Here is a 25,529-nt window from a genome sequence, read left to right as displayed (position 1 = left end):
CCGTTTCAAAGCGGCCTCGTGCGTCGTATAGCTGAGATATGGCAAAGAAAGCAGCCCGCAAATCGAGCGGTAAGAAAAGCAAGGCACGCAAAAAGACAACGCCATTGGGTCAGAAACTGCGCCGTTGGGTAACGCGCGCGGCGTTGGGCGTTGTGTGTTTTGTGCTAGGGCTGATTTTGCTCTATTCGGTCGTGAACCCGCCGATCACCCACACGATCTGGTCAGAATGGCGGCGGTTGGGCAAGGTCGAGCGCGACTGGGTCCCGATCGAAGAGATCAATCCGATCATGGCCCGGTCGGTTGTCGCGGCCGAGGACGCGAATTTCTGCCTGCATTGGGGGTTTGACGTCGAAGCGATCCGGGATGCGTTGGAGGATGGCGGCAGTCGAGGGGCCTCAACCATCACGCAGCAGGTGGTGAAGAATGTGTTCCTGTGGCAGGGCCGCAGTTGGGTGCGCAAGGCGATGGAAACCTCGATCACGCCGGTGGTCGAAATATTCTGGAGCAAGCAGCGTATACTTGAGGTCTATCTGAACGTCGCCGAAACCGGGAACGGTATCTTCGGGGTCGAGGCTGCGGCGCAGCGCAATTTCGGTGTCAGCGCGGCGAATATGACCCCGACGCAGGCGGGGCGGATTGCAGCCATCCTGCCCTCGCCGCGCAATCGCTCGGTCACGGACCCGTCGGTTTTCACCCGCAGACGGGCCGCGGCGATTCTCGAGGGGGCGGCCACCATCCGCGCAGATGGTCGCGCGGATTGTTTCGAGGATTGAAACCTGACGCCTCTCGGGGCTAAAGCAGAAGAGTATTCACTGGTTCGATTGGAAGTCCATGGCGCGTCTGTTTCACGTTCCCCTGTCCCCCTACTGCCGCAAGGTTCGGCTGTCTTTGGCAGAAAAGAAGATCGAGGTCGAACTGGTCGAAGAAAGATATTGGGAGCAAGACCCGGATTTCCTGCGCCGCAACCCGGCAGGCAAAGTACCTGTGTTGCGGCTGGATGGGCAGATCATGTCAGAAAGTGCTGCGATCTGTGAATATATCGAAGAAACCCGACCCGAACCGCCGCTGATGCCAAAAACGCCCGAAGCCCGGTTTGAAGTGCGTCGGCTGGTGGGGTGGTTCGATGACAAGTTTCATCACGAGGTGACCTCGAAGCTTCTGTATGAGCGGGTCAACAAGAAGATGACCGGGCAGGGCTATCCCGACAGCAAGAACGTCAAGGAAGGTGCGCGGGCGATCAAGTATCATCTGGATTACATGGCGTGGCTGCTGGATCACCGGCGCTGGCTGGCCGGGGATCAGATGACCCTGGCCGATTTTGCTGCGGCGGCGCATCTGTCGGCGCTGGATTATATCTCGGACGTGGATTGGAATCGCAGCGCGGCGGTGAAGGACTGGTACGCCAAGATCAAGTCGCGCCCGGCGTTCCGCTCGATCCTGGCGGATCAGGTGCCGGGGTTCCGGCCCCCGCCCCATTACGCCGATCTGGATTTCTGATAGGGTGGTGAGGGGGCTGTCTGCCCCCTCTTGGCCTTGAAGGCCAATTCACCCCCGAGGATATTTTTGGCCAGATGAAGAGCGGATCGGGTTTAAAAGACAAGTTGGTAGAGCAGGCTTTGGCCGAGGGGTTTGTGTCCTGTCGGGTCTGTCGCCCCTGGGATGTGCCGCAGGTGCCTGAGCGGTTACAGGCGTTTCTGGACGCCGGCTATCACGGGCAGATGGGTTGGATGGCCGAGCGGACCCATTGGCGTGGCGATCCGGCGGCGCTGTGGCCCGAGGCGCGTTCGGTGATCATGTTGGCCGAGAGCTATACGCCCGAGCATGACCCGACCGAGGTGTTGGCACATCCCGAGCGCGGGGCGATTTCGGTTTATGCTCAGAACAAGGATTACCACGATCTGGTCAAGAAGCGCCTTAAGCGGTTGGCGCGGTGGCTGATTGCCGAGGCCGGGGGTGAGGTGAAGGTGTTTGTCGATACTGCTCCGGTGCCCGAAAAGGCCTTGGGGCACGCGGCAGGGTTGGGATGGCAGGGCAAGCACACCAATCTGGTCAGCCGGGATTGGGGCAATTGGGCTTTCATAGGGTCTGTTTTCACGACTTTGGACATTGCATCGGACATGGCCGAGACGGATCATTGCGGATCGTGTCGTGCCTGTCTGGACAGTTGTCCGACCGATGCGTTTCCTTCCCCGTATCAGTTGGATGCGCGGCGGTGCATTTCCTATCTGACCATCGAGCACAAAGGTCCGGTGGACGAAGAGTTGCGGGGCAAGCTGGGCAATCGGATTTATGGCTGCGACGATTGCTTGGCAGCCTGTCCGTGGAACAAATTTGCTGTGAAGGCCAGTGACATTCGTTACGTGGCCCGCGACGATTTGAAAGCGCCTGCGCTGGCGGAACTGGCGGCTCTGGACGATGCCGCCTTCCGGGCGAAGTTTTCGGGTTCGCCGATCAAGCGGATCGGGCGGGATCGGTTTGTGCGCAATGTGCTTTATGCGATTGGCAATTCCGGGCAGGCGGCGTTGCGGTCCGTGGCGTTGCGTTTGACCAACGATCCTGATCCGGCAGTGGCAGATGCGGCGCGCTGGGCGGTGAATCGACTGCCCTGAATGCCGCAAACAGGCTGGACGTCGCGGTCCAAACCTCTAAACCCATGCGAAGCGAACAGATGGAGGACCCGATGGCGTTGGCTTTGGGGGTGGATACGGGCGGAACCTATACCGATGCGGTGTTGATTCGGGATGAGAGTGAGGTGATCGCCTCGGCCAAATCCCTGACAACGCGAACCGATCTGGCGATCGGAGTGGGCAAAGCAATTTCGGCCGTGTTGGACGAGGCGCAGGTCACGCCCGATCAGATCTCGATGGCGTCGTTGTCGACCACATTGGCAACAAACGCTCTGGTCGAGGGGCAGGGTGGCCGCGTGGCGCTGATCTATATCGGATTCAAAGAAAGTGATCTTGAAAAGCACGGGCTGAAGGATGCGCTGAAGGGCGATCCGGCGCTGGTCGTTACCGGTGGGCACAGCCATGCGGGCGGTGAAGTGAGATCGTTGGATACAGAGACGCTGGAGGCGTTCTTAGACTCTCACAAAGGGATTTCAGGCTTTGCCGTTGCCGCCCAATTCGCGACCCGCAACCCGGCGCATGAGTTGGAGGCGGCGCGCATCATCGCGGAAAAGACCGGGGCGCCGGTCACGTGCTCTCATCACCTGTCGGCCAAGCTGAACGGGCCTAAACGCGCTGTGACGGCCGTGCTGAATGCCCGGCTGATCGGGATGATCGACCGTTTGATCGGGCGCGCGCAGGATCAGTTGCTGGCCTTGGGCATTACCGCGCCGATGATGGTAGTGCGCGGCGATGGCGCGTTGATGAGCGCCGAACAGGCCCGCGAACGACCCATTGAGACCATTCTCAGCGGCCCCGCCGCGTCGATTGTGGGGGCGAAATGGCTGACGGGGGCCGAGAACGCCTTGGTCTCGGACATCGGCGGGACGACCACTGACGTGGCGCTGATCCGGGACGGCAAACCCGCGATTGATCCGGCGGGCGCGCAGGTTGGCGGGTTTCGCACCATGGTCGAAGCGGTCGCCATGCGAACCCATGGGCTGGGCGGCGACAGTCAGGTGCATGTGGTGACCGAAGGGCTGGGTGGCGGCGTCTTTCTGGGGCCGCGTCGGGTTCTGCCTGTGTCACTGATCGCATCGGAAGCGCCCGAGGTGATCCACGCCGTTCTGGACGAACAACTGCGCGCAACAACAGTCGGCGAGCATGACACGCGGTTTGCCCGCCGTGTGCCGGGCGTCCACGCCGATGGGGTTGGCGCGCGGGAAGAGGCGCTGTTGGACAGGTTGGGCGATCAGGTTCTGCCGCTTGGTGGCTTGTTGCGGACGCGGATGGAAAATGGTGCGCTGACCCGGTTGGTGGATCGCGGAATTGTTCAGGTTTCAGGGGTAACACCATCCGATGCCAGCCATGTGCTGGGACGGGTCGATGCGTGGGATGCAAGTGCTGCGCGCAAGGCGCTGGAACTGGTGGCGCGCAAGCGGGTCGGGTCGGGCGACATGCTGGCCACATCGCCCGAGCAGCTGGCGCAAATGATCATCGACCAACTGACCGAACAGACCAGTTTGACCTTGTTAGAGGCTGCTTTTGCCGAAGAGGCCGATGATTTCGGCCTCGCGCCCAAGGACCTGGCCCGGCATGTTCTGACCCAACGCGGGCTGGCGCAGCACCGGGGTTTGCTGGCGCTGGATGCGGCGCTGAACGTGGATGTGGTGGGGCTGGGCGCCTCGGCCCCCAGCTACTACCCTGCCGTGGGGGATCGGCTGCGTTGCCAGATGGTGCTGCCGGACCATGCGGGCGTCGCCAACGCCATCGGTGCGGTTGTCGGACGGCTGACCTTGCGGCGATCGGGAACAGTGACCTCTCCGACCGAAGGCCGGTACCGCGTTCATCTTGAGGACGGCCCGCAGGATTTCGGGGCCTCGGATGAAGCGCTGGCCCTGTTGGAACGGGTCCTGCGCGCCGAGGCTGAAGGTGCCGTGCGCGATGCCGGGGCCGAGGACATCCGGGTCGTCGTCGACCGCGACATCCGAACGGCGCGGGTGGAAGAACGGGATGTGTTTGTCGAGGCGATGCTGACTGTTGAAGCCAGCGGTCGCCCTCGGGTGGCGACGGGATAGACCCCCTCAGAATTCTGAGGGGGGATCGTTATTCAGCCGCGTCGCGCTTGGGCAGGACCCAGTCCTTGCGCGGGAAATGGCATGTGTAGCCATGCGGGATGCGGACCAGATAGTCCTGATGTTCCGGCTCGGCTTCCCAGAAATCGCCGACGAGTTCGACCTCGGTCACGACCTTGCCGGGCCACAGGCCGCTGGCGTCCACATCGGCAATCGTATCCAGAGCCACCTGTTTCTGGGCATCATCGACAAAATAGATTGCCGAGCGATAGCTCATCCCGCGGTCATTGCCCTGCCGGTTTGGTGTGGTCGGGTCGTGGACCTGAAAGAAAAACTCCAGAAGCTCACGATAGGTGATTTGCGTCGGGTCGAACCAGATCTCGATCCCTTCGGCATGGGTGCCGTGGTTGCGATAGGTGGCGTTGGGCACATCGCCGCCGGTATAACCGACGCGGGTGCGGGATACGCCGGGCAGTTTGCGGATCAGGTCCTGCATGCCCCAAAAGCAACCTCCGGCCAGAACGGCGCGTTGTTCGGTCATCAGATATCCTCCACATGAATCAGGTATTCGCTATAGCCTTCGGCTTCCATCTCATCGCGATGGACGAACCGCAGCGAGGCGGAATTGATGCAGTATCGTAGCCCACCATGTTCACGAGGGCCATCGGGGAACACATGCCCCAAATGGCTGTCGCCATGTTTCGAGCGGACCTCGGTCCGGATCATGCCGTGGGTGGTGTCGCGAAACTCTTCCACATGCTCGTGGATGATCGGCTTGGTGAAGCTGGGCCAGCCACAACCGGATTCGTATTTATGGGTCGAGGCGAACAAAGGCTCGCCCGATACGATGTCCACATAGATGCCGGGTTCCTTGTTTCCCAGATACTTGCCGGTTCCCGGGCGCTCGGTGCCGTTGCGCTGGGTTACATGGAATTCTTCGGGGGAAAGAGCGGCAATGGCCTCGGGGTCTTTGGTATAGCGGGTCATGGCGTCTCCGGGTCTTGTTTCTTTGAGCCAATAATTGGGGTGCGGGGCCGCGAATGCAAAGGCATATTTCAACCGCCTCTCGGCTTCGTGCAAGTGATCTGCAGGTCGGTTTCAGGCGTATTATTAACAAAAGGAGGACAGCCCATGCTCAGATTACTGCTTTTGACCGCATTGATTCTGGTGGGGCGGTCCGTTCAGGCGGCCCCGCTAACCGGCGAGTTTGCGTCGATTGATGGCGGCACTTTGTCCATCGAGGATTGGCGCGGGCAACCCGTGTTGGTGGTCAACACCGCCTCGCAATGCGGATTCACCGGCCAATATGCCGCCTTGCAGGACGTGCACGAGGCGTATTCGCCGCGCGGTCTGGTGGTGCTGGCCGTCCCTTCGGATTCTTTCAATCAGGAGCTGGGTTCCGCAGATGAGGTCAAACAGTTCTGCGAGATGAACTATGGTCTGACCCTGCCAATGACCGATATCACGCCGGTCACGGGTGGGGATGCGCATCCGTTTTACAAGGCTGTGGCCCAGCAGACGGGCTTTGTGCCCAATTGGAACTTCAACAAGATCCTGATCGATCCTGAGGGCGAAGTTGCCGCCACCTACGGGTCGAATGTCAGGCCGGATTCGCGCAAATTGCTGACCAAGGTCGAAGGCATGTTGCGCTGAACACCTCGGCCCTGAACCTTCCAAACTTAAACTGCGTTTTCTGATCCCAAAGTGGGATCAGATCGGCTAATAATTGGCCGAAACGATCATTTCGTCCATTTTTGTTGATTGACCAGCCAATTAAACATACAAGGGTGCGATCTGACCAAATAAGGGAGGTGTGTCAGTGCTACTGGAGTACATTCTATCTTTCGGCGTCCTGCTGGCCCTGGGCCTGGTCGCTTTCTTCGTGGTGAAATGGTGGAACCTGCGCTGTGTCGGCGTCACCCCCGTCCACCTGTTCACCTTTATCGCGATCCTGTTCACGTCCGGGCTGGACGTTGGCCTGATCATGTTCCCCCTGACCGAGTTCGGCGGCTATGCTGAAGAGCCGGCCTACGCCTTCGCCAACCCGCTGGCGATCGAGTTCGGGTTCTGGGGCTTCCTGATCTGGGCGTTCTATTTCCTGACGGCCTTCTACTTCTGCGTGATCGAACCGCGTGTGAAGTTCTTTGAGATCCCGCTGGTCAAACTGATCAACAACGTGGTGATCATCGGCACCTGTGCCTTCACCGCCAGCCTGTTCCTGATCTATCTGCCCGGCTACATTCCCGAAATCGGCGATGGTCAATCCGTGGTGACGACCTTCTATGTCATTGTATTCGTGGTGATTCTGGCGGCGGCCTATTCGTCGACCGACCTGAAATACGTGCGGATCCTGTCGGTGGGCTCGACCTTCCTGTTCCTGTCGCTGATCATCGGCATGTGGATTGCAGGCGGCATGGGCCTGACCGGGTTCTTTGAAACCGGCAGCAATATCGGCGCGTATTTTGCCAATATCCACAAGTTCGTCCTGCCGTTGACCGATTATCACGCCTTCTACCTGTTCTGGTGGTTTGCATGGTCGATCATGATCGGCCAGTTCACCTCGCGCTTTGTCGGTGGTCTGACCACATGGCAATTGCTGGCGGCGCTGCTGATCTTCCCGTCGATCCCGCTGGGGATCTGGTTCACCGTTCTCTACTACTACCACCTGAACGGCATCGACACGGCGGGCATCACCAATATCGCCATGGTGATCGTGGGCGTGACCTTCGTGATCAACTCGCTGGACTCGCTGATCCGCCTGTACACGGACAACCTGAACATGACGGTCGAACGGTTCGGCAAGCTGCCTTACGTGGCGGGCAACGTTGCCATGCTGTTCATCCTGACCCTGCTGTTCCAAAGCCAGTGGCTGCAGATCCAGTGGATCGGCGCGGTTGTGGTCGGCCTCTATCTGGCTTGCGTGGTCTATATCCTGATCACCAAGCGCAAAGAGGTGCTGAGCATCGATTCAATGCCCGAAGGCCGCGATCTGGACTTCCACAAGGTCGAGACGGTTCACTGATCCGAACCACACGAAGCAAATAGCGGGCGCCTCGATGGGCGCCCGTTTTCTTTTCCCCGGGGCTTGGAAGCGGGTGGCTGCGCGCTATCCTTCTCCCCGGGAAATCGGGAAAGCTTTGCAATGTTGGAAGAAAACAGAAAAGATCTGGATGCAGAAAAGCAGAAGAAAACTCTGTTGCGTCTGATTGAGGTGCTCAGCGCATCTGATCCCGATCTCTACTACCGACCCACCAGTGACATTGCGGCCTATCTGGAGAAATACATCCGTAAAAACGCACGCCTAACAGCAGAAGAGCGTGCCCTGATGGAACGTCTCAGCCGTCGCGACCTGGAGGTTCTGCTGAGCCTCCATTGAAAAAAGGGCCTCAACCGGCGGCCCTTCGTCATTGTCCGTAAAGACTGAAATCAGTTGCCTTTCAGGGATTTCGTGGTTGGTCGTCTAACACCACCAGTGATGTGGACGCATACCGAAGGATATAGGGTTTATCGTGTGGCTTCCCGACCGGCTCGCTTTTCCCGAAGAAAGCAACATAACAATCATGAATATCCATTTCTTCGTCGTACCAACAATGTACGACCAATCCATATTCTGGTCCGCTGTCTACCAAACCGTCGTATCGTACTCGGGTTCCTGCTGGAACAAACACTTTGGCTGATCCTTTTTTGATCTAAAGATTGCGTTGCATGAAACAGAAAATTCACAATTTCCATTGAAAAAGGGCCCCCAACCGGTGGCCCTCAATCATTTCGCGGTGAAAGCTGAAATCAGCCGTTCACGCTGTCTTTCAGTGCCTTCGCGATGGTCATTTTGACCACCTTGTCGGCTTCTTTCTTGAACTGCTCGCCGGTGGCGGGGTTGCGCACCATGCGCTCGGGGCGTTCGCGGCAGTAGATTTTGCCAACGCCGGGCAGGGTGACGGCACCGCCAGCCGAAACTTCGCGGGTGATCAGGCCGGTGATGGCCTCCAGCGCGGAGTTTGCGGATTTCTTGTCGGTTCCCATTTCCTCAGCGAGAGCAGCAACCAGCTGAGTCTTTGTCATAGGCTTTGCCATTTCTTGGTCTCCTTAACGTGCCCGATAAATAGGGCCTCACCGCGTAACTGTAACGGGATATTGTGGGCGAACACAACGAATAGTAGCGCTGAAACCCCTAAAAATATGGGGATTTCGTTGCTTTTTTGCGTCACAGGAAGGCTGTTTCGTCGAAAGACCGCAATTTCCGGCTGTGCAAACGCTCTAGCGGCATACCGCGCAGGTGTTCCATCGCTCGTATTCCAATCGCCAGATGGCGGCTGACCTGCGTCGTATAGAAGGACGAGGCCATGCCGGGAAGCTTCAATTCCCCATGCAGCGGCTTATCCGACACACATAGCAAAGTGCCGTAGGGCACCCGGAATCGATAGCCATTTGCGGCGATTGTGGCGCTTTCCATATCCAGCGCAATCGCGCGGGATTGGCTGAGCCGCTGCACCGGGCCGGATTGATCGCGCAGTTCCCAATTGCGGTTATCGACCGAGGCAACTGTGCCGGTGCGCATGATCCGCTTCAGCTCATACCCTTCAAGCTTGGTAACCTCGGCCACGCCATGTTCCAACGCCACCTGAATCTCGGCCAATGGCGGGATCGGAACCCAGACGGGCAGGTCATCGTCCAGCACCTTGTCTTCGCGCAGATAGGCATGGGCCAGAACAAAATCCCCCAGCGCCTGCGTGTTACGCAGACCGGCGCAGTGCCCGACCATCAGCCAGGCATGGGGGCGCAGAACAGCGATATGATCGGTCGCGGTTTTGGCATTCGACGGGCCAACCCCAATGTTGACCAACGTGATCCCCGAGCCATCAGCCCGTTTCAGGTGATAGGTCGGCATCTGCGGCAGTTTCAAAGGCTGCTCCAGCGTCGCGTCCGCGGTCGTGATCTCGACATTCCCGGTCGAGACAAAGCTGGTATAGCCGCTGTTCGGATCAGCCAGTTGTTCGCGCGCGTAATTCTCGAACTCCGAAACGTAGAACTGGTAGTTGGTGAACAGAACGTGGTTCTGGAAATGGCTGGGGTCGGTGGCTGTGTAATGCGACAGGCGCGCCAGCGAATAATCCACGCGCTGCGCAGTGAACAGGGCCAGCGGGCCGACCTCATCATGGTCATGCACGCCGTTGACGATGTCGTCATTGGTGGTGGTAAGATCCGGCACGTCGAACACGTCGCGCAGGGTGAACCCGGCCGCGCCCTGATGCGGAACCACCAGATCGGGGTTGTTGGCCACTGCGAAATGCACCGGGATCGGGGTGTCCGATGCGCCGATGGTCACCGGCTGGTCGTGGTTCTTGATCAGCAAAGCGATCTGTTGCGTCAGGTAGGACCGGAACAGATCAGGCCGCGTCACGGTTGTTGCGTGGATGCCGGGCTCGGACACGTGACCAAAGCTCAGCCGGCTGTCGACCTGTGCGTAAGAGGACGTCTTGATACGAATTTCCGGGTAATATGCTCTGAATCGTTCAGACGGCGCGCCGCTTTGCAGGGCCGAGGCAAAGCTGTCGCACAGAAACTCTGTGGCTTGCTTATACAGCAGCTCCAGCCGCGCGACGGCGGCGTCCGGGTCGGTGAATTGTTCCGGTTTTGGTGCGTCAGGTGTTTTTATTGTTGTCATGCCAGTGGTTCCAGAAGGTCTATCTTTTCAAATGTCCGCACATCCACCAGCCCCAGGTCGGATATCCTGAGTTCCGGGATCACGACCAGCGCCAGAAGCGAGTGCTGCATATACGCGTTGTTCAGTTGGCATCCGCAGGCCTTCATCGCCTCGACCATCTGTTCCGCCTTCGCCGCGACCTGCGTGGCGGGGCTGTCGGACATCAAACCGGCAATGGGCAGTTCGACCAGCGCAATCTCTTGCCCGTCGCGGAACAGGGTGATCCCGCCGCCAACTTCGGCCAGACGGTTTGCGGCAAGGGCCATCTGATCGCGGTCGGTGCCCACGACGATCATATGGTGGCTGTCATGCGCCACGGTCGAGGCCATGGCCATTTTCCCCTGATAGCCAAAGCCCGAGACAAAGGCGTTTGTCACGCCGCCCGTGGCGCGGTGCCGTTCCACCAATGCAATCTGGCAGACATCGCCTTCACCCTCGACCAGCCCACCGATGATCGGCAGCTCTGCCTTCAGCGCTTTGGTCGGGGCCTGATTCTCGACAACGCCGATGACGTTGGCCTGAACCCTGTTCGCGCCCGCAGGCGGTTTGATTTCGAAATCGCCTGAGGTCAGGTTATGCCCCAAATGCACCGTGTTGCGTGCCTTGTCGGGCCAGTTCAGATGTGGGCAGTCCACGGTGATGACGCCGTTCTCGGCCACAACGTTCCCCCGGGCGATCACCGTCTCAATCGGCAGCGTGCTAAGGTCGGAACTGAGGATAATGTCGGCCCGCCGCCCGGGCGTGGCCGAGCCGATCTCACGCTCCAGCCCGAAATGGCTGGCGGTGTTGATCGTGGCCATTTGCAGCGCCACCAGCGGATCGCAGCCGCAGGCAATCGCGTGGCGCACAACCCGGTTCATGTGGCCTTCATTGACCAGCGTGCCCGAGTGGCAGTCATCCGTGCACAGAATGAAATTGCGCGGGTCCAGCCCCTTTTCAGTGATGGCAGTGATCTGGCTTTCCACGTCATACCAGGCCGAGCCCAGGCGCATCATCGACCGCATCCCCTGTCGCACGCGCGCAATCGCGTCAGCCTCGCAGGTGCCTTCGTGGTCATCCGCTGGCCCACCTGCGACGTAGGCTGCAAAATCAGGCCCTAAATCAGGCGATGCATAATGCCCGCCCACCGTTTTCCCGGCGCGCTGGGTGGCCGCTATTTCGGCCAGCATCTTTGGATCACCGTGGATGACACCGGGGAAATTCATCATCTCGCCCAGCCCGATGATCCCCGGCCAGTTCATTGCTTCCGACACATCCTCGGGCGTGATCTCATAGCCGGTCGTTTCCAATCCGGGGGCCGAGGGCGCGCAAGAGGGCATCTGGGTGAAGATATTCACCGGTTGCAGCAGCGCCTCGTCATGCATCATGCGCACACCGTCCAGACCCAGCACATTGGCAATCTCATGCGGATCAGTGAACATCGAGGTTGTGCCATGCGGGATCACGGCCCGCGCAAATTCGGCCGGGGTCAGCATGCCGGATTCGATATGCATATGACCGTCACACAGACCGGGCAGGATATAGCGCCCCTGCGCCTCGATGATCTGGGTGTCGGGGCCAATGCAGTGCCCGGCGTCAGGTCCGACAAAGGCAATCCGCCCCTCGGCAATGGCGACGGAATGTTCCGGCAACAGCTCGCGGCTGTGCACATTCACCCAGATGCCACCGCGAATGACCGTATCTGCCGCCTCGCGACCGGCTGCTACGGCAATCAAACGAGGGGCGACATCGGGCCAGCTTGGGAAAGGTGAGTATTCCATGGCTCAACTTTCCCGAATGCGCGGTCAGGTGCAACCCCGGTAATCCCGTATCATGAAATCATCATATGGCACGGCCGCAGCGCGCCAGCGCTGCCCGGCCCAACCAGAGAAGCTGCCCCGCAAGGGGCCGCGACGATGGGCGGGAGGTCCCCCGCCCCGATCTTGCGCCGACCTCAATTGGCGCAAACGTCCATAGATGTGCGAACCGAACCTGAACGCAATAGGGGTGAATCGAACCAACATAACTCTGGCATAAGTTCTACTAATGGAACGGGGGAAAATTATTTGTTGGTCAAACACCCCGGCGCAAGGCAGGCTTTGCCAAGATCAGCCGCCAAAGGAGCGTTTCCATGAGTGTCGCCAATCTTCGCCCCAATATCGACCACTGGTCCGAGCGTGTCGATATGGCCGCAACTTTCCGCTGGACCGAGCGTCTGAACATGCACGAGGCCGTGGCCAACCATTTCAGCCTGGCGGTGAATGACGACGGCACGCAGTTCCTGATGAACCCCAATCAGATGCATTTCAGCCGAATCCGCGCCTCGGACCTGTTGTTGCTGGATGCCAATGACCCCAAGGTGATGAGCCTGCCCGGCGCGCCGGACCCGACCGCCTGGGGCCTGCACGGCTCGATCCACCGCCATTGCGCCCATGCCCGCTGCGTGATGCATGTGCATTCGATCTTCGCCACGGTTCTGGCCTCGCTGGCCGACAGCAATCTTCCTCCGATCGATCAGAACACCGCCACGTTCTACAACCGCTATGTCATTGACGAGGAATTCGGCGGGCTGGCGTTTGACAGCGAAGGGGAACGCTGCGCCTCGATGCTGTCGGACCCGAAGAAAAAGGTCATGATCATGGGCAACCACGGTGTTCTGATCATCGGCAGCGACCCTGCGGACACGTTCAACCGGCTGTTTTATTTCGAACGCGCTGCCGAAACCTATATTCGCGCGCTGCAAACCGGCCAGCCCCTGCGCGTACTGTCCGATGAGATCGCCGAAAAGACCGCGCAGGAACTGGATGACTATCCCGGTCAGGCCGAGGCGCATCTGCGCGAGATCAAAGCGGTTCTGGACGCCGAAGGCTCGGACTACGCAACCTGATCAAGGCGTCAACCCGCCCAACCCGATCCCCGCTGGCGGCAGGACCGGGTGTGAAAACCAGCGCGACAAAGGAAAGCTGACATGTCGGACAACGCACCGATGCAGGACATGAGCAAAGAGTGGAACTATCACCCGGATTTGCCGCTTCGGAACCCATCCATTTTCCAGTGGCCGCCGCGCCCGGCCTTCCTGCTGGGCTGGGTGGCCAGAAACTGGCTGACGCTCAGCGAGCGGGTATTGATGCTGGCCCTCGCGGTCGCGCTGTGGGCGTTCTTTTATCCGTCGCTTGAGACCGCGCAAACATTTGCCTTTGGTTGGATATTTCAGATCTGGCTGGTGAACTTCGCAATGATCTTCGCGGTGGCTGGCGGGCTGCACTGGTATTTCTATATCCGCAAGTCGCAAGGCAAGAAGCTGAAGTTTGAACGTCGAGAGCAGGGCAGAAACAACGCGCTGTGGAGCTTCAGCGATCAGGTCAAGGACAACATGTTCTGGTCTTTGGGGTCAGGCGTATTGCAATTGACCGGGTTTCAGGTGGTGACGATGTGGCTGATGGCCAACGGATATGTGCCGGTCATCACCTTCGCCGAAAACCCGGTCTGGTTTGTGCTGTGGCTGATCCTGATCCCCATGTGGTCGGCCTTTCATTTCTATTGGGTGCACAGGCTGCTGCATCAGCCGTTTCTGTATAAGAAGGTCCACAGCCTGCATCACCGGAACGTCAATATCGGGCCGTGGTCCGGCCTGTCGATGCACCCGGTCGAGCATTTCTTTTACCTGACAACGCTCTGCATCCACTGGATCGTGCCCTCGCACCCCATTCATCTGTATTTCCACATCGTGTTTCAGGGCGCCGGAGCCGCGATGAGCCATACGGGCTATGAAGAGCTGCTGATCAAAGACAAAAAACGTCTGGCGCTGGGCACGTTTTATCACCAGCTGCACCACCGCTACTACGAATGTAACTATGGCAATCAGGAAATGCCGTGGGACCGTTGGTTCGGGACGTTCAATGACGGATCCCCCGAAGCAACCGCCGACACGCGGGCCCGGAAAAAGCGGATGTTTGGATAACCGAACTTACCCCCGTGTCTGCGACAGACGCAGCGCGCGGGGGGTGATGGTGAACTCGGCCTTGAATGCCCGTGTCAGCGCGCTGGGGTCGTCATACCCGGCGCGCAGGGCGATCTCACCTATGGTCAAATCCGTCTCGGCCACCAGCTTGCGGGCAAGGTTCAGCCGCAGACGCCGATAGACTTGCGCGGGCCCGGCCCCCAACTCGGCCTGCATCCGCACCGAAAGCGCCTTTTGCGACCGACCCACCCGGCTGGCAATTTCGGAGATCGGCAACGGGCGTTCCAGATGTTCCTGCATCAGCGCCAAAGCCTTGTTGACATAGCCGCTGGTCGCACCTGCGCCGCCCTCATGCGATCGGGCGGAATCGCGGGTCATGAACAATTGCGCCACTTCCAGCGCCAGTGCCTGCCCCTGATCCCGGCCGATCAGGTGCAGAACCAGATCAAAGGCGGCCATCGCGCCGGAACAGGTGATGCGGTTGCGATCGATCACGTATCTTTCGCGCACGATTTCGATGTCGGGAAACCGTTCGGTGAAGCCTGTTAGCTCCTCCCAATGAATCGTCGCGCGGTGCCCGTCCAACAAGCCCGCCAAAGCCAACAGCCAGCTTCCGGTGTCCAGCCCGGCCAGCGTGTCATAGCGTTCGGCCGCGGACCGCAGCCCAACCTGCGTCTGCCAGTTGCCATGGGTGCGAAACCCATAAGACGGCATCACCATCAGGGTGTCGCCGTTGGCGGTTTGCAACGGGCCATGAGGCGCCACCTGCAGGCCCGAGGATGAGGTTACCGGCCCCGAGGTCAGCGACAGAAACCGCCACTGATACAGATTGCGCCCCGACAGCGTATTGGCGGCCCGCAACGGTTCAACCGTGTTGGCCAGACAATGGTTCGAGAATCCCTCGAACAGAAGCACACCGATTTGCTGCGGTGCAGAGGGGGATTTAGTCCATTTCTGCATGATAAACGTCTAATCTCGCACGAGGTGTTTCTCAACCCCGGTCACGATACGCGCACGACCAGATGTGGAGAATTCAGATGCAATATGGCCTGTCCGACGAGCAGGAGATGATCGCCTCGACCGTGCGCAGCTTTGTCGAGAACGAGATTTACCCGCATGAAGAGCTGGTCGAACGCACCGGCGAAGTCCCGCATGAGATTGCGGAAGAAATCAAGCACAAGACCATCGAGTTGGGCTTTTACGCCTGCAACTTTCCCGAAAGCGTCGGATGCGCCGGTCTGAACCATCTGGAATTTGCGCTTGTCGAACGTGAACTGGGGCGCGGTTCGATGGCGTTGAACCATTTCTTCGGGCGTCCGCAGAACATCCTGATGGCCTGCGAAGGCGAGCAGGTCGAGCGTTACCTGATGCCCGCCGTTCGCGGTGAGCGGATGGATGCGCTGGCGATGACCGAACCCGGTGCAGGCTCGGATGTGCGGGGCATGAAATGCGCCGCCGTGCGCGATGGCGGGGACTGGGTGGTCAATGGCACCAAACACTTCATCTCGGGGGCCGAACACGCGGATTTCATCATCGTCTTCATCGCGACGGGTGAGGATCAGACGCCCAAAGGGCCGAAAAAGCGGATCACCGCGTTTCTGGTGGATCGCGGCACGCCGGGGTTCACGATCAGGGATGGGTACAAGTCGGTCAGCCATCGCGGCTACAAGAACATGGTTCTGGATTTCGACGATTGCCGTCTGCCCGACGCGCAGGTTCTGGGCGAGGTCGATGGCGGGTTCGAGGTGATGAACACCTGGCTCTACGCCACGCGCATTACCGTTGCGGCCATGTCCGTGGGACGCGCGCGCCGGGCCTTTGACTACGCGCTGGATTACGCGGCGACGCGCGAACAATTCGGCCAGAAGATCGGTAAGTTTCAGGGCGTGTCCTTCCAGATCGCCGACATGATCACCGAAATCGATGCGGCGGACCTGCTGACGCTGGCGGCGGCGGATCGGCTGGATAAAGGGCTGCCCGCGAATCGCGAGATTGCGTCAGCCAAGCTTTATGCATCCGAGATGCTGGCGCGGGTAACGGACGCCGCAATACAGGTACACGGCGGTATGGGTCTGATGGATGACTATCCGCTGGAACGGTTCTGGCGCGATGCACGGGTCGAGCGTATCTGGGACGGCACCAGCGAGATCCAGCGCCATATCATCAGCCGGGACCTGCTGAGGGCGCTGGGCGCATGAGGCCACTCGGGCGTGTCTTGAACCCTGCGTCCATGGCCGTGATCGGCGGCGGGGCCTGGTGCGCGGAAGTGATCAATCAGGCCCGAAAGTTCGGGTTCTCCGGGGACATCTGGCCGGTTCACCCCAAGGCGCAGCAAGTGGCGGGTATGCCCGCCTTTGCCACGATTGAAGATCTGCCCACCCCGCCGGACGTGGCCTTTATCGGTATCAACCGGCACGCGACGATTTCGGCCGTTGCGGCTTTGTCCTCGGCGGGGGCAGGTGGCGCTGTGTGCTTTGCGTCCGGCTTTACCGAGGCGCGGGCCGAGGATGATCAGGGCGCTGATTTGCAGGCGCAGCTGGTTGCGGCAGCGGGGGATATGCCGATCCTCGGGCCCAACTGCTATGGGTTCGTCAACGGGTTGGAGCGCGCGGCAGTCTGGCCGGATCAGCACGGGATGCGCCCTGTGGATCGCGGTGTGGCGATCCTGACCCAAAGCTCGAACATTTCGATCAACATGACGATGCAGCGCCGGGCCCTGCCTTTGGCGTTCATGCTGACCTGTGGGAATCAGGCGCAGACGCATCAGGCGGATGTGGCCTCGACCCTTTTGGACGATGACCGGATCACCGCGATTGGCGTCCATATCGAGGGATTTGGCGATTTGCGGAAATGGGAAGCCTTGGCGCGGAAAGCGCGCGAAAGGGATGTTCCTGTTGTCGCGTTGAAAATGGGCCGCTCGGACCACGCGCAGGCGGCCACGATTTCGCATACGGCGTCGCTGGCGGGTGGGGATGCCGGGGCGCAGGCTTTCCTGGGTCGTCTGGGGATTGCCCGGCTGGACGATATCCCGAGTTTTCTGGAATGCCTCAAACTGCTGCATGTCACCGGGCGTTTGGACGGCAACGGGCTGGCCTCGATCAGTTGTTCAGGCGGCGAGGCGAGTTTGGCGGCAGATATGGCCGAAGGGCGTGACCTGCATTTCCCACCGTTGACGGACCAGCAGCGCACGGATCTGCGCGCCGCACTTGGCCCGATGGTGGCGCTGGCCAACCCGTTGGATTACCACACTTATATCTGGCGGGACACGGATGCGATGACGCGTGCGTGGTCCGGGATGACCGGGCCGGATAAGGCGCTGACCATGGCGATTGTCGATTATCCGCATACGGATCCGACGGATTGGGCGTGCGCGACACAGGCAGCGCTGAACTGTGTGGCGCAGACCGGGCGACCTTTTGCAGTGACCGCGACCCTGCCCGAGTTGATGCCCGAACATGTTGCGCAGCGTCTGTTGGAAGGTGGGGTTGTTCCGTTCTCGGGCCTTCATGAGGCGCTGTCCTCTGTCGAAGCGGCGGCGCGACCGTTGCCGGAACTGTCAGAGCCGGTGCTGTTGCCTGCGGATGCAGCTGCTGATTATGTGCTGACCGAGGCTGAGGCCAAGTCGGCTTTGGCCGCGTTTGGCTTGCCCATCCCTCGCAACCGGGTGGTTGCAGTTGAGGACGTGGGGTGCGTGGCCGGTGAACTGGTTGGCCCCTTTGCAGTGAAGGGCGTCGGGCTGGCGCATAAGTCGGAACATGACGCGGTGCGTCTTGGGGTTTTGTCCTGCGATCTAGCCAAGACCGCGAAGTCGATTGGCACCCAGACGGTGTTGATCGAGGAAATGGCGACAGGCGGGGTAGCCGAGCTATTGATCGGGGTCACACGAGACCCGGCGCATGGCTATGTGCTGACCATGGGAGCCGGAGGGGTGCTGACCGAGATTCTGCGCGATACGGTTTCGGTTCTGATCCCGTCCTCGCGCGCGACGGTTCAGCAGGCGTTGGGCAAACTGGCCTGCGCGCCGCTGCTGGCCGGGTACCGGGGCAAACCGCCTGCCGATATGGACGCAATTCTGGACGCGGTCGAGGCCGTTCAGAACTATGTCATTGCCAATGCCGCGACAGTTGAAGAAGTTGAGATTAACCCGCTGATCTGCACCGCCGAGGGCGCGGTTGCGGTGGATGCGCTGATCCGAAAGGCAAGTTCATGAGTCCGATCAAAACCCGTCGCGACGGTGCCATTCTCGAAGTCATTCTGGACCGGCCCAAGGCCAACGCGATCGATCTGGCCACCAGCCGCATCATGGGCGAGGTGTTTCGCGACTTTCGGGACGATCCCGAACTGCGCGTTGCGATCCTGACCGGGGGCGGCGAGAAGTTCTTTTGCCCCGGCTGGGATCTGAAGGCCGCAGCCGATGGTGATGCGGTGGACGGAGATTACGGCGTTGGCGGTTTCGGCGGGTTGCAGGAACTGCGCGATATGAACAAGCCGGTGATTGCAGCAGTCAATGGCATTGCCTGCGGTGGCGGTCTGGAACTGGCGCTGAGCGCCGACATGATCATCGCCTCGGAAAACGCCAGCTTTGCCCTGCCCGAGATCCGCTCGGGCACTGTGGCTGATGCGGCCAGCGTCAAGCTGCCCAAACGCATTCCCTATCACATCGCGATGGAACTGCTGCTGACAGGGCGTTGGTTCGACCCGGAAGAAGCCCATCGTTGGGGGCTGGTCAATGAGGTCGTGCCCGCAGATCAGTTGATGGACCGCGCGTGGGAACTTGCCCGGTTGCTGGCCAGCGGCCCACCTCTTGTTTATGCGGCGATCAAGGAGATTGTGCGCGAAGCCGAGGATGCCAAGTTTCAGGATGTGATGAATCGGATCACCAGGCGGCAATTGGCCAGCGTGGATGTGCTGTATGGGTCCGAGGACAATCTGGAAGGCGCGCGCGCCTTTGCCGAAAAGCGCGATCCGGTTTGGAAGGGGCGATAGGGGGCTCTGCCCCCGTCGCGGCACGCCGCGCCTCCCCCGGGATACTTTTTGGCCAGATGAAGGGCGGATCAGCTGCGCTCGAACAGGGCGATGAACGCGGTGTCGTCTTTGTTGGGGCCAGCGGCGAGGTCGCCGTAGATGCGGACCTCGGGCAGGGTCAGGTTGCGGATGCGGTCGTGCGCGAGTTGGTGCAGCGCGTCGGCGAACCCAAGTTTTTCGAAATGTCTGGCATTGATCGAGAGCGCAAACTGGGCGCCCGGGCGGGCGACACGCAATAGGGCGGGCAGTACCTCGGGTCCAAGGTGGCCGTGGGTGAAGGTGCCTGAGGATACGATGCCGGAATAGCTGTGGCGCGGCACCGGGATACCGTGGTTCAGGTCGGCTTCGATGGCGTCGCGATAAATGTCCTTGCGCATGGCCTGGTCCAGCATTTCGGCGCTGATATCCGTGGCATCGATGGGGCCGACGCCCAACCCGGCCAGAATCGCACCGCAGAGGCCTGTTCCTGCGCCCACATCCAGCACCGGGCCTTGTCCGAAGGCACTGACAAAGGCGCGGGCGGTGTGGATGTGAAGCTGATAATCCTCACGCGCGGCGAAGCTGTCGTCATAATCGCCCGCCCATTCGGCATAAAGACGCTTGTTGTCCTCGGGCGAGGTCAGCGCATAGGCGGTGTGCAGGTCGGGTGTTTTCTGGCTCATACCCAAAAGAAAGGCGCATGAGGGGATTCGAATCAAGTGCGTCTATGCGGCGCTTGCATCCCGGACCGGCTCGGATCATCTAGGGGGTATGACACAGACGCTTTTTTCCTTTGGACATGGGTATTCGGCGCAGGCGCTGTCGCGCAGGCTGACGGCGGACGGGTCGCGCGTGATCGGCACGACACGGGATGAGGCCGGTGCCGATGCAATTCGGGCGTCGGGCGCAGAACCGATGGTCTGGCCCGGTGAGGTGCCGGATCTGGATGGGGTCACGCATATGTTGATCTCGACCGCGCCAAGCGAGGAGGGCGATCCGGTTCTGAAGGCGCTGGGCGACGAGATCGCAGCGCGGGCGGGACAGTTTGAATGGGTCGGTTATCTGTCAACCACCGCAATCTATGGGGATCATCAGGGCGATTGGGTGGATGAAGCCACGCCGCCTGCCCCAACTGCAAAACGGGGCCGTTGGCGATTGCAGGCCGAGCAGCAATGGTCGGCCATTCCCGGCCTGCCCGTTCACATCTTTCGCCTGGCCGGAATCTACGGCCCCGGACGCGGACCGTTTTCCAAGCTCAAACGCGGTGGATTGCGGCGGATCATCAAGCCGGCGCAGGTGTTTTCGCGGATCCATGTGGAGGACATCGCGCAGGTTCTGGCGGCGTCGATCGCCGCGCCCAACCCCGGCGCGGTCTACAATGTCTGCGATGACGAGCCGGTGCCGCCTCAGGACGTGATCGGCTATGCCGCCGAGCTTCAGGGTCTGCCCCTGCCGCCTGCCGTTTCGTACGAAGAGGCGGACCTGACCCCGATGGCGCGCAGTTTCTACAATGAGAACAAGCGCGTGCGAAACAACCGCATCAAGGATGAACTTGGGGTGCGGTTGCTGTACCCCAATTACCGGGTCGGGCTAGAGGCGCTGATGAACGCTTACTGAGCGGCCTTGATCATGTCGGCCGCTTTTTCGGCGATCATAATGGTTGGCGCGTTGGTGTTGCCGGATACCAGCGTCGGCATGATCGAAGCATCGACAACGCGCAGCCCTTGAACCCCACGCACACGCAATTCTGGGTCGACCACGGCCATATCGTCCACGCCCATTTTGCAAGTGCCCACCGGGTGGTAGATCGTATCGGCGCGGTCGCGAATATGGCGTTCCCAATCCGCATCCGTTTTGGCTGTTTCGGTCCCGAACATCTCGGAGTGCCGGAATTTGGCCAGTGCGGGGGCGTCCATGATCTGGCGCATCATGCGAGCACCTTTGATCAACGTCTCAAGATCGCGATCGTCAGACAGAAAGTTCGGGTCGATGGCGGGGGCGGCAAAGGGGTCGGCGCTGTGCAGGCCGACAGTGCCGCGGCTTTCGGGGCGCAGTTTGCAGACATGGCAGCTGTAGCCATAGCCGTAATGCAGCTTTCTGGCGTGATCGTCGACCATGGCGATGGCGAAATGCAATTGGATATCGGGGCGGTCCAGATCGGCTGAGGTTTTCAGGAAACCCGCGCCTTCGGCAAAAGGGGTAGCAGCCATGGACACTCCGGTTTTGCGCCAGCGCCATATGTGACCCAGAAGGCGGGCGGCGCCGATCAGGCCGATGCCGAAATTGTCGGTGTCCTTGCTGCGATAGGTCAGGATGAAATCCAGATGATCCTGCAGGTTCTTACCGACACCGGGCAGGTCGTGCCGGACGGGTATCCCATGCTGGCGCAGCTCGTCCGCCGCACCGATGCCGGACAGTTGCAACAATTGCGGCGATTGCAGCGCACCGGCACACAGAATGACCTCGCGTTTGGCCGAAACCGAGTGGTCAGCGCCCTTGGCTTTCTTCTTGTAGATCACACCGGTTGCGCGTTTGTCCTGTAAGGTCAGTTCTTTGGCATGAGCGTGGGTGATCACGGTCAGATTCGCGCGGTCCATGACCGGATGGACATAGGCGGCTGCGGCGGAACACCTCTCGCCATTCCTGGCGGGGTCGTGAAACTGCGTCACCTGATACAGTCCGACGCCTTCATTGTCGCCGCGGTTGAAGTCCTGAATGCGTCGATGTTGCAGTTGTTCGGCTGCTTCCAAAAAGGCATGTGTGACGGGGCGCGGCTCTTTCTGATGTGACACCTGCAGCGGGCCGCTGTCCCCGTGCATCTCATCCGCGCCCTGTTCGTTGTTCTCGGCCCGCTTGAAATAGGGCAGGACGCTGTCCCAATCCCAGCCGGTGCAGCCTTGCGCGGCCCAGCCGTCATAATCCTGCTTTTGGCCCCGGATATAAAGCATCGCGTTAATTGCACTGGATCCGCCCAGGGCCTTGCCGCGCGGCTGGTACCCTTTGCGGCCATTCAGACCGGGTTGCGGAACTGTTTCAAACGCCCAGTTGCTGATCTTTGGACGCCCCGGCAAAGACGCGACAATTGCGGCGGGCATACGGATGCCGATATGGTCCCCTTTTCCTCCGGCCTCAAGCAGGCAGACCGTTATGTCGGGATCCTCGCTGAGGCGATTGGCCAAGACCGAGCCTGCGGATCCGCCGCCTACAATGACGTAGTCAAATTCCATTTATGTGCCTTTATCAATTGATTGCGCCAACTGGGCCAAAGGGTCCGGGCAAACGACGCAAGGGAATGGGTCCGACTGTGCCCGACTTACGGGAAATTTCAATCAGCATTTCAACTGTTGACACTAGGTAACTGTGCCCGGCTCACAACCAGGTCAAGTTGGAACCCCGGCGAGCTGCGGCCCACCATAGGAAAAAGCTATCACAACAATCCAAAAACAAAACTTATTCTCATGGCGCGGTTTTGCTATACCGGGCGCGACGCGAGATGGCAGAGATTGAGGTGCACGGTGTCGCAAGGTTCTGTTTTCCAAGACAGGAAATTGAAAACGACATCGGCGACATCTTACTGTGATCTTGTCGCGTAAATTTTGACCGCGCTAAGCCGCAAGACCTGAGCCAGGATTGGAGATCGATATGGACGGAAGTGATAACCCCAAAACAGGTGGATGCCCTGTGATGCATGGCGCGGGGACCCGGTCGAACCGGGACTGGTGGCCAAACCAGGTGAACCTGTCGATCCTTCATCAGCACGCGCCCGCGTCGAACCCGTTGGGTGCGGATTTCAACTATGCCGAAGAGTTCCAGAAGCTGGATATGAAGGCGTTGAAAGAAGACCTCTATGCGCTGATGACAGATTCGCAGGATTGGTGGCCTGCGGATTATGGCCATTACGGTGGTCTGTTCATCCGTATGGCGTGGCACAGCGCCGGGACGTACCGCACGGCGGATGGCCGTGGCGGGGCCTCGACCGGGAACCAGCGCTTTGCGCCGCTCAACAGCTGGCCGGACAATGGCAACCTAGATAAGGCGCGCCGCCTGCTGTGGCCGATCAAGCAGAAATACGGCAACCAGATCTCCTGGGCCGACCTGATGATTCTGGCGGGTAACTGCGCCATTGAATCGATGGGCGGCAAGACTTTTGGTTTCGCCGGTGGCCGCGAAGACATCTGGGCGCCCGAGGAAGACATCTATTGGGGGTCCGAGACCGAATGGCTCGCCCCGACCGACAACCCCAACAGCCGTTATTCGGGCGAGCGTGATCTGGAAAACCCACTGGCTGCCGTGCAGATGGGCCTGATCTACGTGAACCCCGAAGGCCCCGATGGTGAGCCGAACATTCTGGCCTCGGGCCGCGATATCCGCGACACCTTTGGCCGGATGGCGATGAATGACGAGGAAACCGTCGCTCTGGTCGCGGGTGGTCACACCTTTGGCAAGGCGCATGGCGCGGGTGACCCCGATCTGGTCGGCCCTGATCCCGAAGCCGCCCCGATCGAGGACATGGGCTTTGGCTGGATCAACAAGTTCGGTTCAGGCAAGGGTGACGACACCACCACCAGCGGTATCGAGGGCGCGTGGACCGCGAACCCGATCAAATGGGACAATGGCTATTTCGACCTGCTGTTCGGCTATGACTGGAACCTGACCAAAAGCCCCTCGGGCGCGTGGATCTGGGAACCGGTTGGCGTGAAAGAGGAAGACATGGCCCCGGCGGCGCATGATCCGTCGAAAAAGGTCAAGACCATGATGACCACCGCCGACATGGCGATGCGCATGGACCCGATCTATGGCCCGATCTCGAAACGCTTCCATGAAAACCCCGACCAGTTCGCCGATGCCTTCGCCCGCGCCTGGTTCAAGCTGACCCACCGCGATATGGGTCCGCGGTCTGCCTATATCGGCCCGGAAGCCCCGACCGAAGAGCTGTTGTGGCAGGACAACGTTCCCGCTGTGGATCACGACCTGATTGACGATGCGGATGTGGCCGACCTGAAAGCCAAGATTGCGGCAACTGGTCTGTCGGTGTCCGAACTGGTCTCGACCGCGTGGGCCTCGGCCTCGACCTTCCGTGGGTCGGACAAGCGCGGCGGTGCCAATGGGGCCCGTATCCGCCTTGCGCCGCAGAAAGACTGGGACGTCAATGAGCCGATGAAACTGTCCAAGGCGCTGGAGGCGCTGGAAGGCGTTCAGGCGGCGTTCAACGGTGCGCAATCCGGTGGCAAGAAAGTTTCGCTGGCGGATATCATCGTTCTGGCCGGTGCTGTTGGTGTCGAACAGGCGGCAAAAGCTGGCGGTCAGGATGTCGAGGTTCCGTTCGCCCCGGGCCGCACCGACGCGACGCAGGAACAGACGGATGTGGACAGCTTCTCAGTGATGGAGCCCATCGCAGACGGGTTCCGCAACTACCAGAAGGCCGACTACACCGTCTCGCCCGAAGAACTGCTGGTCGACCGCGCGCAATTGCTGAACCTGTCCGCGCCCGAGATGACGGTGCTTGTCGGGGGGCTGCGTGTGCTGGGTGCCAATTTCGGCGACAGCAAGCATGGTGTGTTCACCGCTCGCGTGGGAACGCTCAGCAATGACTTCTTCACCAACATTCTGGATATGAGCACGGAATGGAAGCCGTCGGGCAAAGGCGTCTATGAAGGCCGCGACCGTGCCAGCGGTGAGGTCAAGTGGACCGGCACCCGCGTTGATCTGGTCTTCGGCTCGAACTCGCAACTGAGGGCGCTGGCCGAGGTCTATGGTCAGGCCGGTGCCGAGGGCAAATTCGTCTGCGACTTTGTCTCGGCCTGGAACAAGGTGATGAATGCGGACCGCTTCGACCTGAAGTAATTCCGCGTTGATCGCAGGAATAGCGCCGCCCGAGGAGACTCGGGCGGCGTTTTTGTTGGCCCGACTCTCGGGCGCATACCAAGCATTGGGTACGATTCCGCTGAATGGCCATTCCTTGCCGTGTTTCCAGGAATGGAGAAGACCGTTGTTGACGGGATTTTTTAAGCTAACATGTTGTTTTCATTAAGATTGGTAAGTTTCTGCCGAGAAATGTGAAGTTTTTTCAAAATGGGGGTTGCAGGTCCCGTGCCCAATCCGTAAATACCCCTTCACCGGCGCTGCTGAGGCGCTCGGGACGCGGCGGGAGCGGCGGAGACGCATCGGAGAGACGGTGGGCATTCGGAGGTTTTTGATTG

At 60.2% G+C, this 25,529-nt stretch carries 22 protein-coding genes; 14 read left to right on the top strand and 8 right to left on the bottom strand.

Going from position 1 to position 25,529, the window contains the following annotated elements:
- Positions 1-38: 38 nt before the first annotated feature.
- The 4 genes from mtgA (at position 39) to ACR0KJ_RS18060 (ending at position 4,684) form a co-directional block, all read left to right on the top strand.
- The gene (gene mtgA / locus ACR0KJ_RS18075) at positions 39-773 is read left to right on the top strand and encodes a monofunctional biosynthetic peptidoglycan transglycosylase (protein WP_480627331.1); all 735 of its coding nucleotides are present in this window, start codon (positions 39-41) and stop codon (positions 771-773) included.
- A gap of 58 nt (positions 774-831) precedes the next feature.
- Positions 832-1,497 (top strand): FtsZ-binding protein FzlA, encoded by a 666-nt coding sequence (gene fzlA, locus ACR0KJ_RS18070; RefSeq protein ID WP_170520790.1) that lies wholly within the window; start codon positions 832-834, stop codon positions 1,495-1,497.
- 74 nt (positions 1,498-1,571) lie between these two features.
- On the top strand, positions 1,572-2,609 hold the full coding sequence (gene queG, locus ACR0KJ_RS18065) for a tRNA epoxyqueuosine(34) reductase QueG (protein ID WP_480627330.1): 1,038 nt from the start codon (positions 1,572-1,574) through the stop codon (positions 2,607-2,609).
- A 71-nt stretch (positions 2,610-2,680) separates the two neighbouring features.
- Positions 2,681-4,684: a hydantoinase/oxoprolinase family protein gene (locus ACR0KJ_RS18060; RefSeq protein ID WP_480627343.1), complete on the top strand. Its 2,004-nt coding sequence runs from the start codon at positions 2,681-2,683 to the stop codon at positions 4,682-4,684.
- A gap of 28 nt (positions 4,685-4,712) precedes the next feature.
- Here ACR0KJ_RS18060 and msrA read toward each other — a convergent pair whose 3' ends face one another.
- Together msrA and msrB are read right to left on the bottom strand one after the other, a co-directional pair.
- Positions 4,713-5,222, bottom strand: a complete 510-nt coding sequence (gene msrA / locus ACR0KJ_RS18055; protein WP_170520786.1) for a peptide-methionine (S)-S-oxide reductase MsrA — start codon at positions 5,220-5,222, stop codon at positions 4,713-4,715.
- A complete protein-coding gene (gene msrB, locus ACR0KJ_RS18050) occupies positions 5,222-5,668 on the bottom strand; it encodes a peptide-methionine (R)-S-oxide reductase MsrB (protein WP_170520784.1) in 447 nt (148 codons plus the stop codon). The genes msrA and msrB overlap by 1 nt, the downstream gene beginning before the upstream one ends.
- Before the next feature lie 144 nt (positions 5,669-5,812).
- Here msrB and ACR0KJ_RS18045 point away from each other — a divergent pair, with 144 nt between their 5' ends.
- The 3 genes from ACR0KJ_RS18045 to ACR0KJ_RS18035 all read left to right on the top strand — a co-directional run bounded on the left by ACR0KJ_RS18045 (position 5,813) and on the right by ACR0KJ_RS18035 (position 8,057).
- Positions 5,813-6,334 carry a glutathione peroxidase gene (locus tag ACR0KJ_RS18045; protein ID WP_170520782.1) on the top strand — a complete coding sequence of 174 codons (522 nt, stop codon included), beginning with the start codon at positions 5,813-5,815 and terminating at the stop codon, positions 6,332-6,334.
- Between the two features lie 172 nt (positions 6,335-6,506).
- Positions 6,507-7,703 carry a BCCT family transporter gene (locus tag ACR0KJ_RS18040; RefSeq protein WP_170521370.1) on the top strand — a complete coding sequence of 399 codons (1,197 nt, stop codon included), beginning with the start codon at positions 6,507-6,509 and terminating at the stop codon, positions 7,701-7,703.
- 120 nt (positions 7,704-7,823) lie between these two features.
- Positions 7,824-8,057, top strand: a complete 234-nt coding sequence (locus ACR0KJ_RS18035; RefSeq protein ID WP_170520781.1) for a hypothetical protein — start codon at positions 7,824-7,826, stop codon at positions 8,055-8,057.
- 410 nt (positions 8,058-8,467) lie between these two features.
- Here the strand turns inward: ACR0KJ_RS18035 and ACR0KJ_RS18030 are convergent, their stop codons facing one another.
- The 3 genes from ACR0KJ_RS18030 to ade all read right to left on the bottom strand — a co-directional run bounded on the left by ACR0KJ_RS18030 (position 8,468) and on the right by ade (position 12,145).
- On the bottom strand, positions 8,468-8,755 hold the full coding sequence (locus ACR0KJ_RS18030; protein ID WP_170453278.1) for an HU family DNA-binding protein: 288 nt from the start codon (positions 8,753-8,755) through the stop codon (positions 8,468-8,470).
- A 130-nt stretch (positions 8,756-8,885) separates the two neighbouring features.
- The gene (locus tag ACR0KJ_RS18025; protein WP_170453277.1) at positions 8,886-10,346 is read right to left on the bottom strand and encodes an AMP nucleosidase; all 1,461 of its coding nucleotides are present in this window, start codon (positions 10,344-10,346) and stop codon (positions 8,886-8,888) included.
- The gene (gene ade, locus ACR0KJ_RS18020) at positions 10,343-12,145 is read right to left on the bottom strand and encodes an adenine deaminase (RefSeq protein ID WP_170453276.1); all 1,803 of its coding nucleotides are present in this window, start codon (positions 12,143-12,145) and stop codon (positions 10,343-10,345) included. Before ade ends, ACR0KJ_RS18025 begins: the two co-directional genes overlap by 4 nt.
- A 350-nt stretch (positions 12,146-12,495) precedes the next feature.
- On the opposite strand from ade, the gene ACR0KJ_RS18015 reads away from it, so the two are divergent.
- On the top strand, positions 12,496-13,251 hold the full coding sequence (locus ACR0KJ_RS18015; protein ID WP_170453275.1) for a class II aldolase and adducin N-terminal domain-containing protein: 756 nt from the start codon (positions 12,496-12,498) through the stop codon (positions 13,249-13,251).
- 81 nt (positions 13,252-13,332) lie between these two features.
- Positions 13,333-14,325, top strand: coding sequence for a sterol desaturase family protein (locus ACR0KJ_RS18010; RefSeq protein ID WP_480627329.1), 993 nt, complete (start codon positions 13,333-13,335; stop codon positions 14,323-14,325).
- Between the two features lie 6 nt (positions 14,326-14,331).
- Here ACR0KJ_RS18010 and ACR0KJ_RS18005 read toward each other — a convergent pair whose 3' ends face one another.
- A complete protein-coding gene (locus tag ACR0KJ_RS18005; RefSeq protein ID WP_480627328.1) occupies positions 14,332-15,285 on the bottom strand; it encodes a GlxA family transcriptional regulator in 954 nt (317 codons plus the stop codon).
- A gap of 77 nt (positions 15,286-15,362) precedes the next feature.
- Between ACR0KJ_RS18005 and ACR0KJ_RS18000 the strand changes: the two genes are divergently transcribed.
- The 3 genes from ACR0KJ_RS18000 to ACR0KJ_RS17990 are packed head-to-tail and all read left to right on the top strand — an operon-like array spanning position 15,363 to position 19,311.
- Positions 15,363-16,523 (top strand): acyl-CoA dehydrogenase family protein, encoded by a 1,161-nt coding sequence (locus ACR0KJ_RS18000; RefSeq protein ID WP_480627327.1) that lies wholly within the window; start codon positions 15,363-15,365, stop codon positions 16,521-16,523.
- Positions 16,520-18,535, top strand: a complete 2,016-nt coding sequence (locus ACR0KJ_RS17995; protein ID WP_480627326.1) for an acetate--CoA ligase family protein — start codon at positions 16,520-16,522, stop codon at positions 18,533-18,535. Before ACR0KJ_RS18000 ends, ACR0KJ_RS17995 begins: the two co-directional genes overlap by 4 nt.
- Positions 18,532-19,311 carry a carnitinyl-CoA dehydratase gene (locus tag ACR0KJ_RS17990; RefSeq protein WP_170453271.1) on the top strand — a complete coding sequence of 260 codons (780 nt, stop codon included), beginning with the start codon at positions 18,532-18,534 and terminating at the stop codon, positions 19,309-19,311. The genes ACR0KJ_RS17995 and ACR0KJ_RS17990 overlap by 4 nt, the downstream gene beginning before the upstream one ends.
- 68 nt (positions 19,312-19,379) lie before the next feature.
- Here the strand turns inward: ACR0KJ_RS17990 and ACR0KJ_RS17985 are convergent, their stop codons facing one another.
- Entirely contained in the window at positions 19,380-20,012 is a 633-nt protein-coding gene (locus ACR0KJ_RS17985; RefSeq protein WP_170631698.1) for a class I SAM-dependent methyltransferase, read from the bottom strand.
- Between the two features lie 88 nt (positions 20,013-20,100).
- Between ACR0KJ_RS17985 and ACR0KJ_RS17980 the strand changes: the two genes are divergently transcribed.
- The gene (locus ACR0KJ_RS17980) at positions 20,101-20,946 is read left to right on the top strand and encodes an SDR family oxidoreductase (protein WP_480627325.1); all 846 of its coding nucleotides are present in this window, start codon (positions 20,101-20,103) and stop codon (positions 20,944-20,946) included.
- On the opposite strand, the gene ACR0KJ_RS17975 is transcribed toward ACR0KJ_RS17980, so the two are convergent.
- Complete coding sequence (locus tag ACR0KJ_RS17975) at positions 20,940-22,556, bottom strand: choline dehydrogenase (protein ID WP_170520764.1); 1,617 nt, start codon at positions 22,554-22,556, stop codon at positions 20,940-20,942. The genes ACR0KJ_RS17980 and ACR0KJ_RS17975 overlap by 7 nt on opposite strands.
- A gap of 415 nt (positions 22,557-22,971) precedes the next feature.
- Here ACR0KJ_RS17975 and katG point away from each other — a divergent pair, with 415 nt between their 5' ends.
- Complete coding sequence (gene katG / locus ACR0KJ_RS17970; protein ID WP_170453267.1) at positions 22,972-25,173, top strand: catalase/peroxidase HPI; 2,202 nt, start codon at positions 22,972-22,974, stop codon at positions 25,171-25,173.
- The last annotated feature ends 356 nt before the right edge of the window (positions 25,174-25,529 follow it).

The organism is Ruegeria sp. AD6 (assembly GCF_056542325.1).
This window is presented reverse-complemented; position numbering and strand designations above follow the sequence as displayed.

What these genes read in the sequence shown, in the direction of transcription:
- mtgA (WP_480627331.1), top strand. Translation starts at nt 39, where the DNA reads ATGGCAAAGAAAGCAGCCCGCAAATCGAGCGGTAAGAAAAGCAAGGCA.
- fzlA (WP_170520790.1), top strand. Translation starts at nt 832, where the DNA reads ATGGCGCGTCTGTTTCACGTTCCCCTGTCCCCCTACTGCCGCAAGGTT.
- queG (WP_480627330.1), top strand. Translation starts at nt 1,572, where the DNA reads ATGAAGAGCGGATCGGGTTTAAAAGACAAGTTGGTAGAGCAGGCTTTG.
- ACR0KJ_RS18060 (WP_480627343.1), top strand. Translation starts at nt 2,681, where the DNA reads ATGGCGTTGGCTTTGGGGGTGGATACGGGCGGAACCTATACCGATGCG.
- msrA (WP_170520786.1), bottom strand. Translation starts at nt 5,222, where the DNA reads ATGACCGAACAACGCGCCGTTCTGGCCGGAGGTTGCTTTTGGGGCATG.
- msrB (WP_170520784.1), bottom strand. Translation starts at nt 5,668, where the DNA reads ATGACCCGCTATACCAAAGACCCCGAGGCCATTGCCGCTCTTTCCCCC.
- ACR0KJ_RS18045 (WP_170520782.1), top strand. Translation starts at nt 5,813, where the DNA reads ATGCTCAGATTACTGCTTTTGACCGCATTGATTCTGGTGGGGCGGTCC.
- ACR0KJ_RS18035 (WP_170520781.1), top strand. Translation starts at nt 7,824, where the DNA reads ATGTTGGAAGAAAACAGAAAAGATCTGGATGCAGAAAAGCAGAAGAAA.
- ACR0KJ_RS18030 (WP_170453278.1), bottom strand. Translation starts at nt 8,755, where the DNA reads ATGGCAAAGCCTATGACAAAGACTCAGCTGGTTGCTGCTCTCGCTGAG.
- ACR0KJ_RS18025 (WP_170453277.1), bottom strand. Translation starts at nt 10,346, where the DNA reads ATGACAACAATAAAAACACCTGACGCACCAAAACCGGAACAATTCACC.
- ade (WP_170453276.1), bottom strand. Translation starts at nt 12,145, where the DNA reads ATGGAATACTCACCTTTCCCAAGCTGGCCCGATGTCGCCCCTCGTTTG.
- ACR0KJ_RS18015 (WP_170453275.1), top strand. Translation starts at nt 12,496, where the DNA reads ATGAGTGTCGCCAATCTTCGCCCCAATATCGACCACTGGTCCGAGCGT.
- ACR0KJ_RS18010 (WP_480627329.1), top strand. Translation starts at nt 13,333, where the DNA reads ATGTCGGACAACGCACCGATGCAGGACATGAGCAAAGAGTGGAACTAT.
- ACR0KJ_RS18005 (WP_480627328.1), bottom strand. Translation starts at nt 15,285, where the DNA reads ATGCAGAAATGGACTAAATCCCCCTCTGCACCGCAGCAAATCGGTGTG.
- ACR0KJ_RS18000 (WP_480627327.1), top strand. Translation starts at nt 15,363, where the DNA reads ATGCAATATGGCCTGTCCGACGAGCAGGAGATGATCGCCTCGACCGTG.
- ACR0KJ_RS17995 (WP_480627326.1), top strand. Translation starts at nt 16,520, where the DNA reads ATGAGGCCACTCGGGCGTGTCTTGAACCCTGCGTCCATGGCCGTGATC.
- ACR0KJ_RS17990 (WP_170453271.1), top strand. Translation starts at nt 18,532, where the DNA reads ATGAGTCCGATCAAAACCCGTCGCGACGGTGCCATTCTCGAAGTCATT.
- ACR0KJ_RS17985 (WP_170631698.1), bottom strand. Translation starts at nt 20,012, where the DNA reads ATGAGCCAGAAAACACCCGACCTGCACACCGCCTATGCGCTGACCTCG.
- ACR0KJ_RS17980 (WP_480627325.1), top strand. Translation starts at nt 20,101, where the DNA reads ATGACACAGACGCTTTTTTCCTTTGGACATGGGTATTCGGCGCAGGCG.
- ACR0KJ_RS17975 (WP_170520764.1), bottom strand. Translation starts at nt 22,556, where the DNA reads ATGGAATTTGACTACGTCATTGTAGGCGGCGGATCCGCAGGCTCGGTC.
- katG (WP_170453267.1), top strand. Translation starts at nt 22,972, where the DNA reads ATGGACGGAAGTGATAACCCCAAAACAGGTGGATGCCCTGTGATGCAT.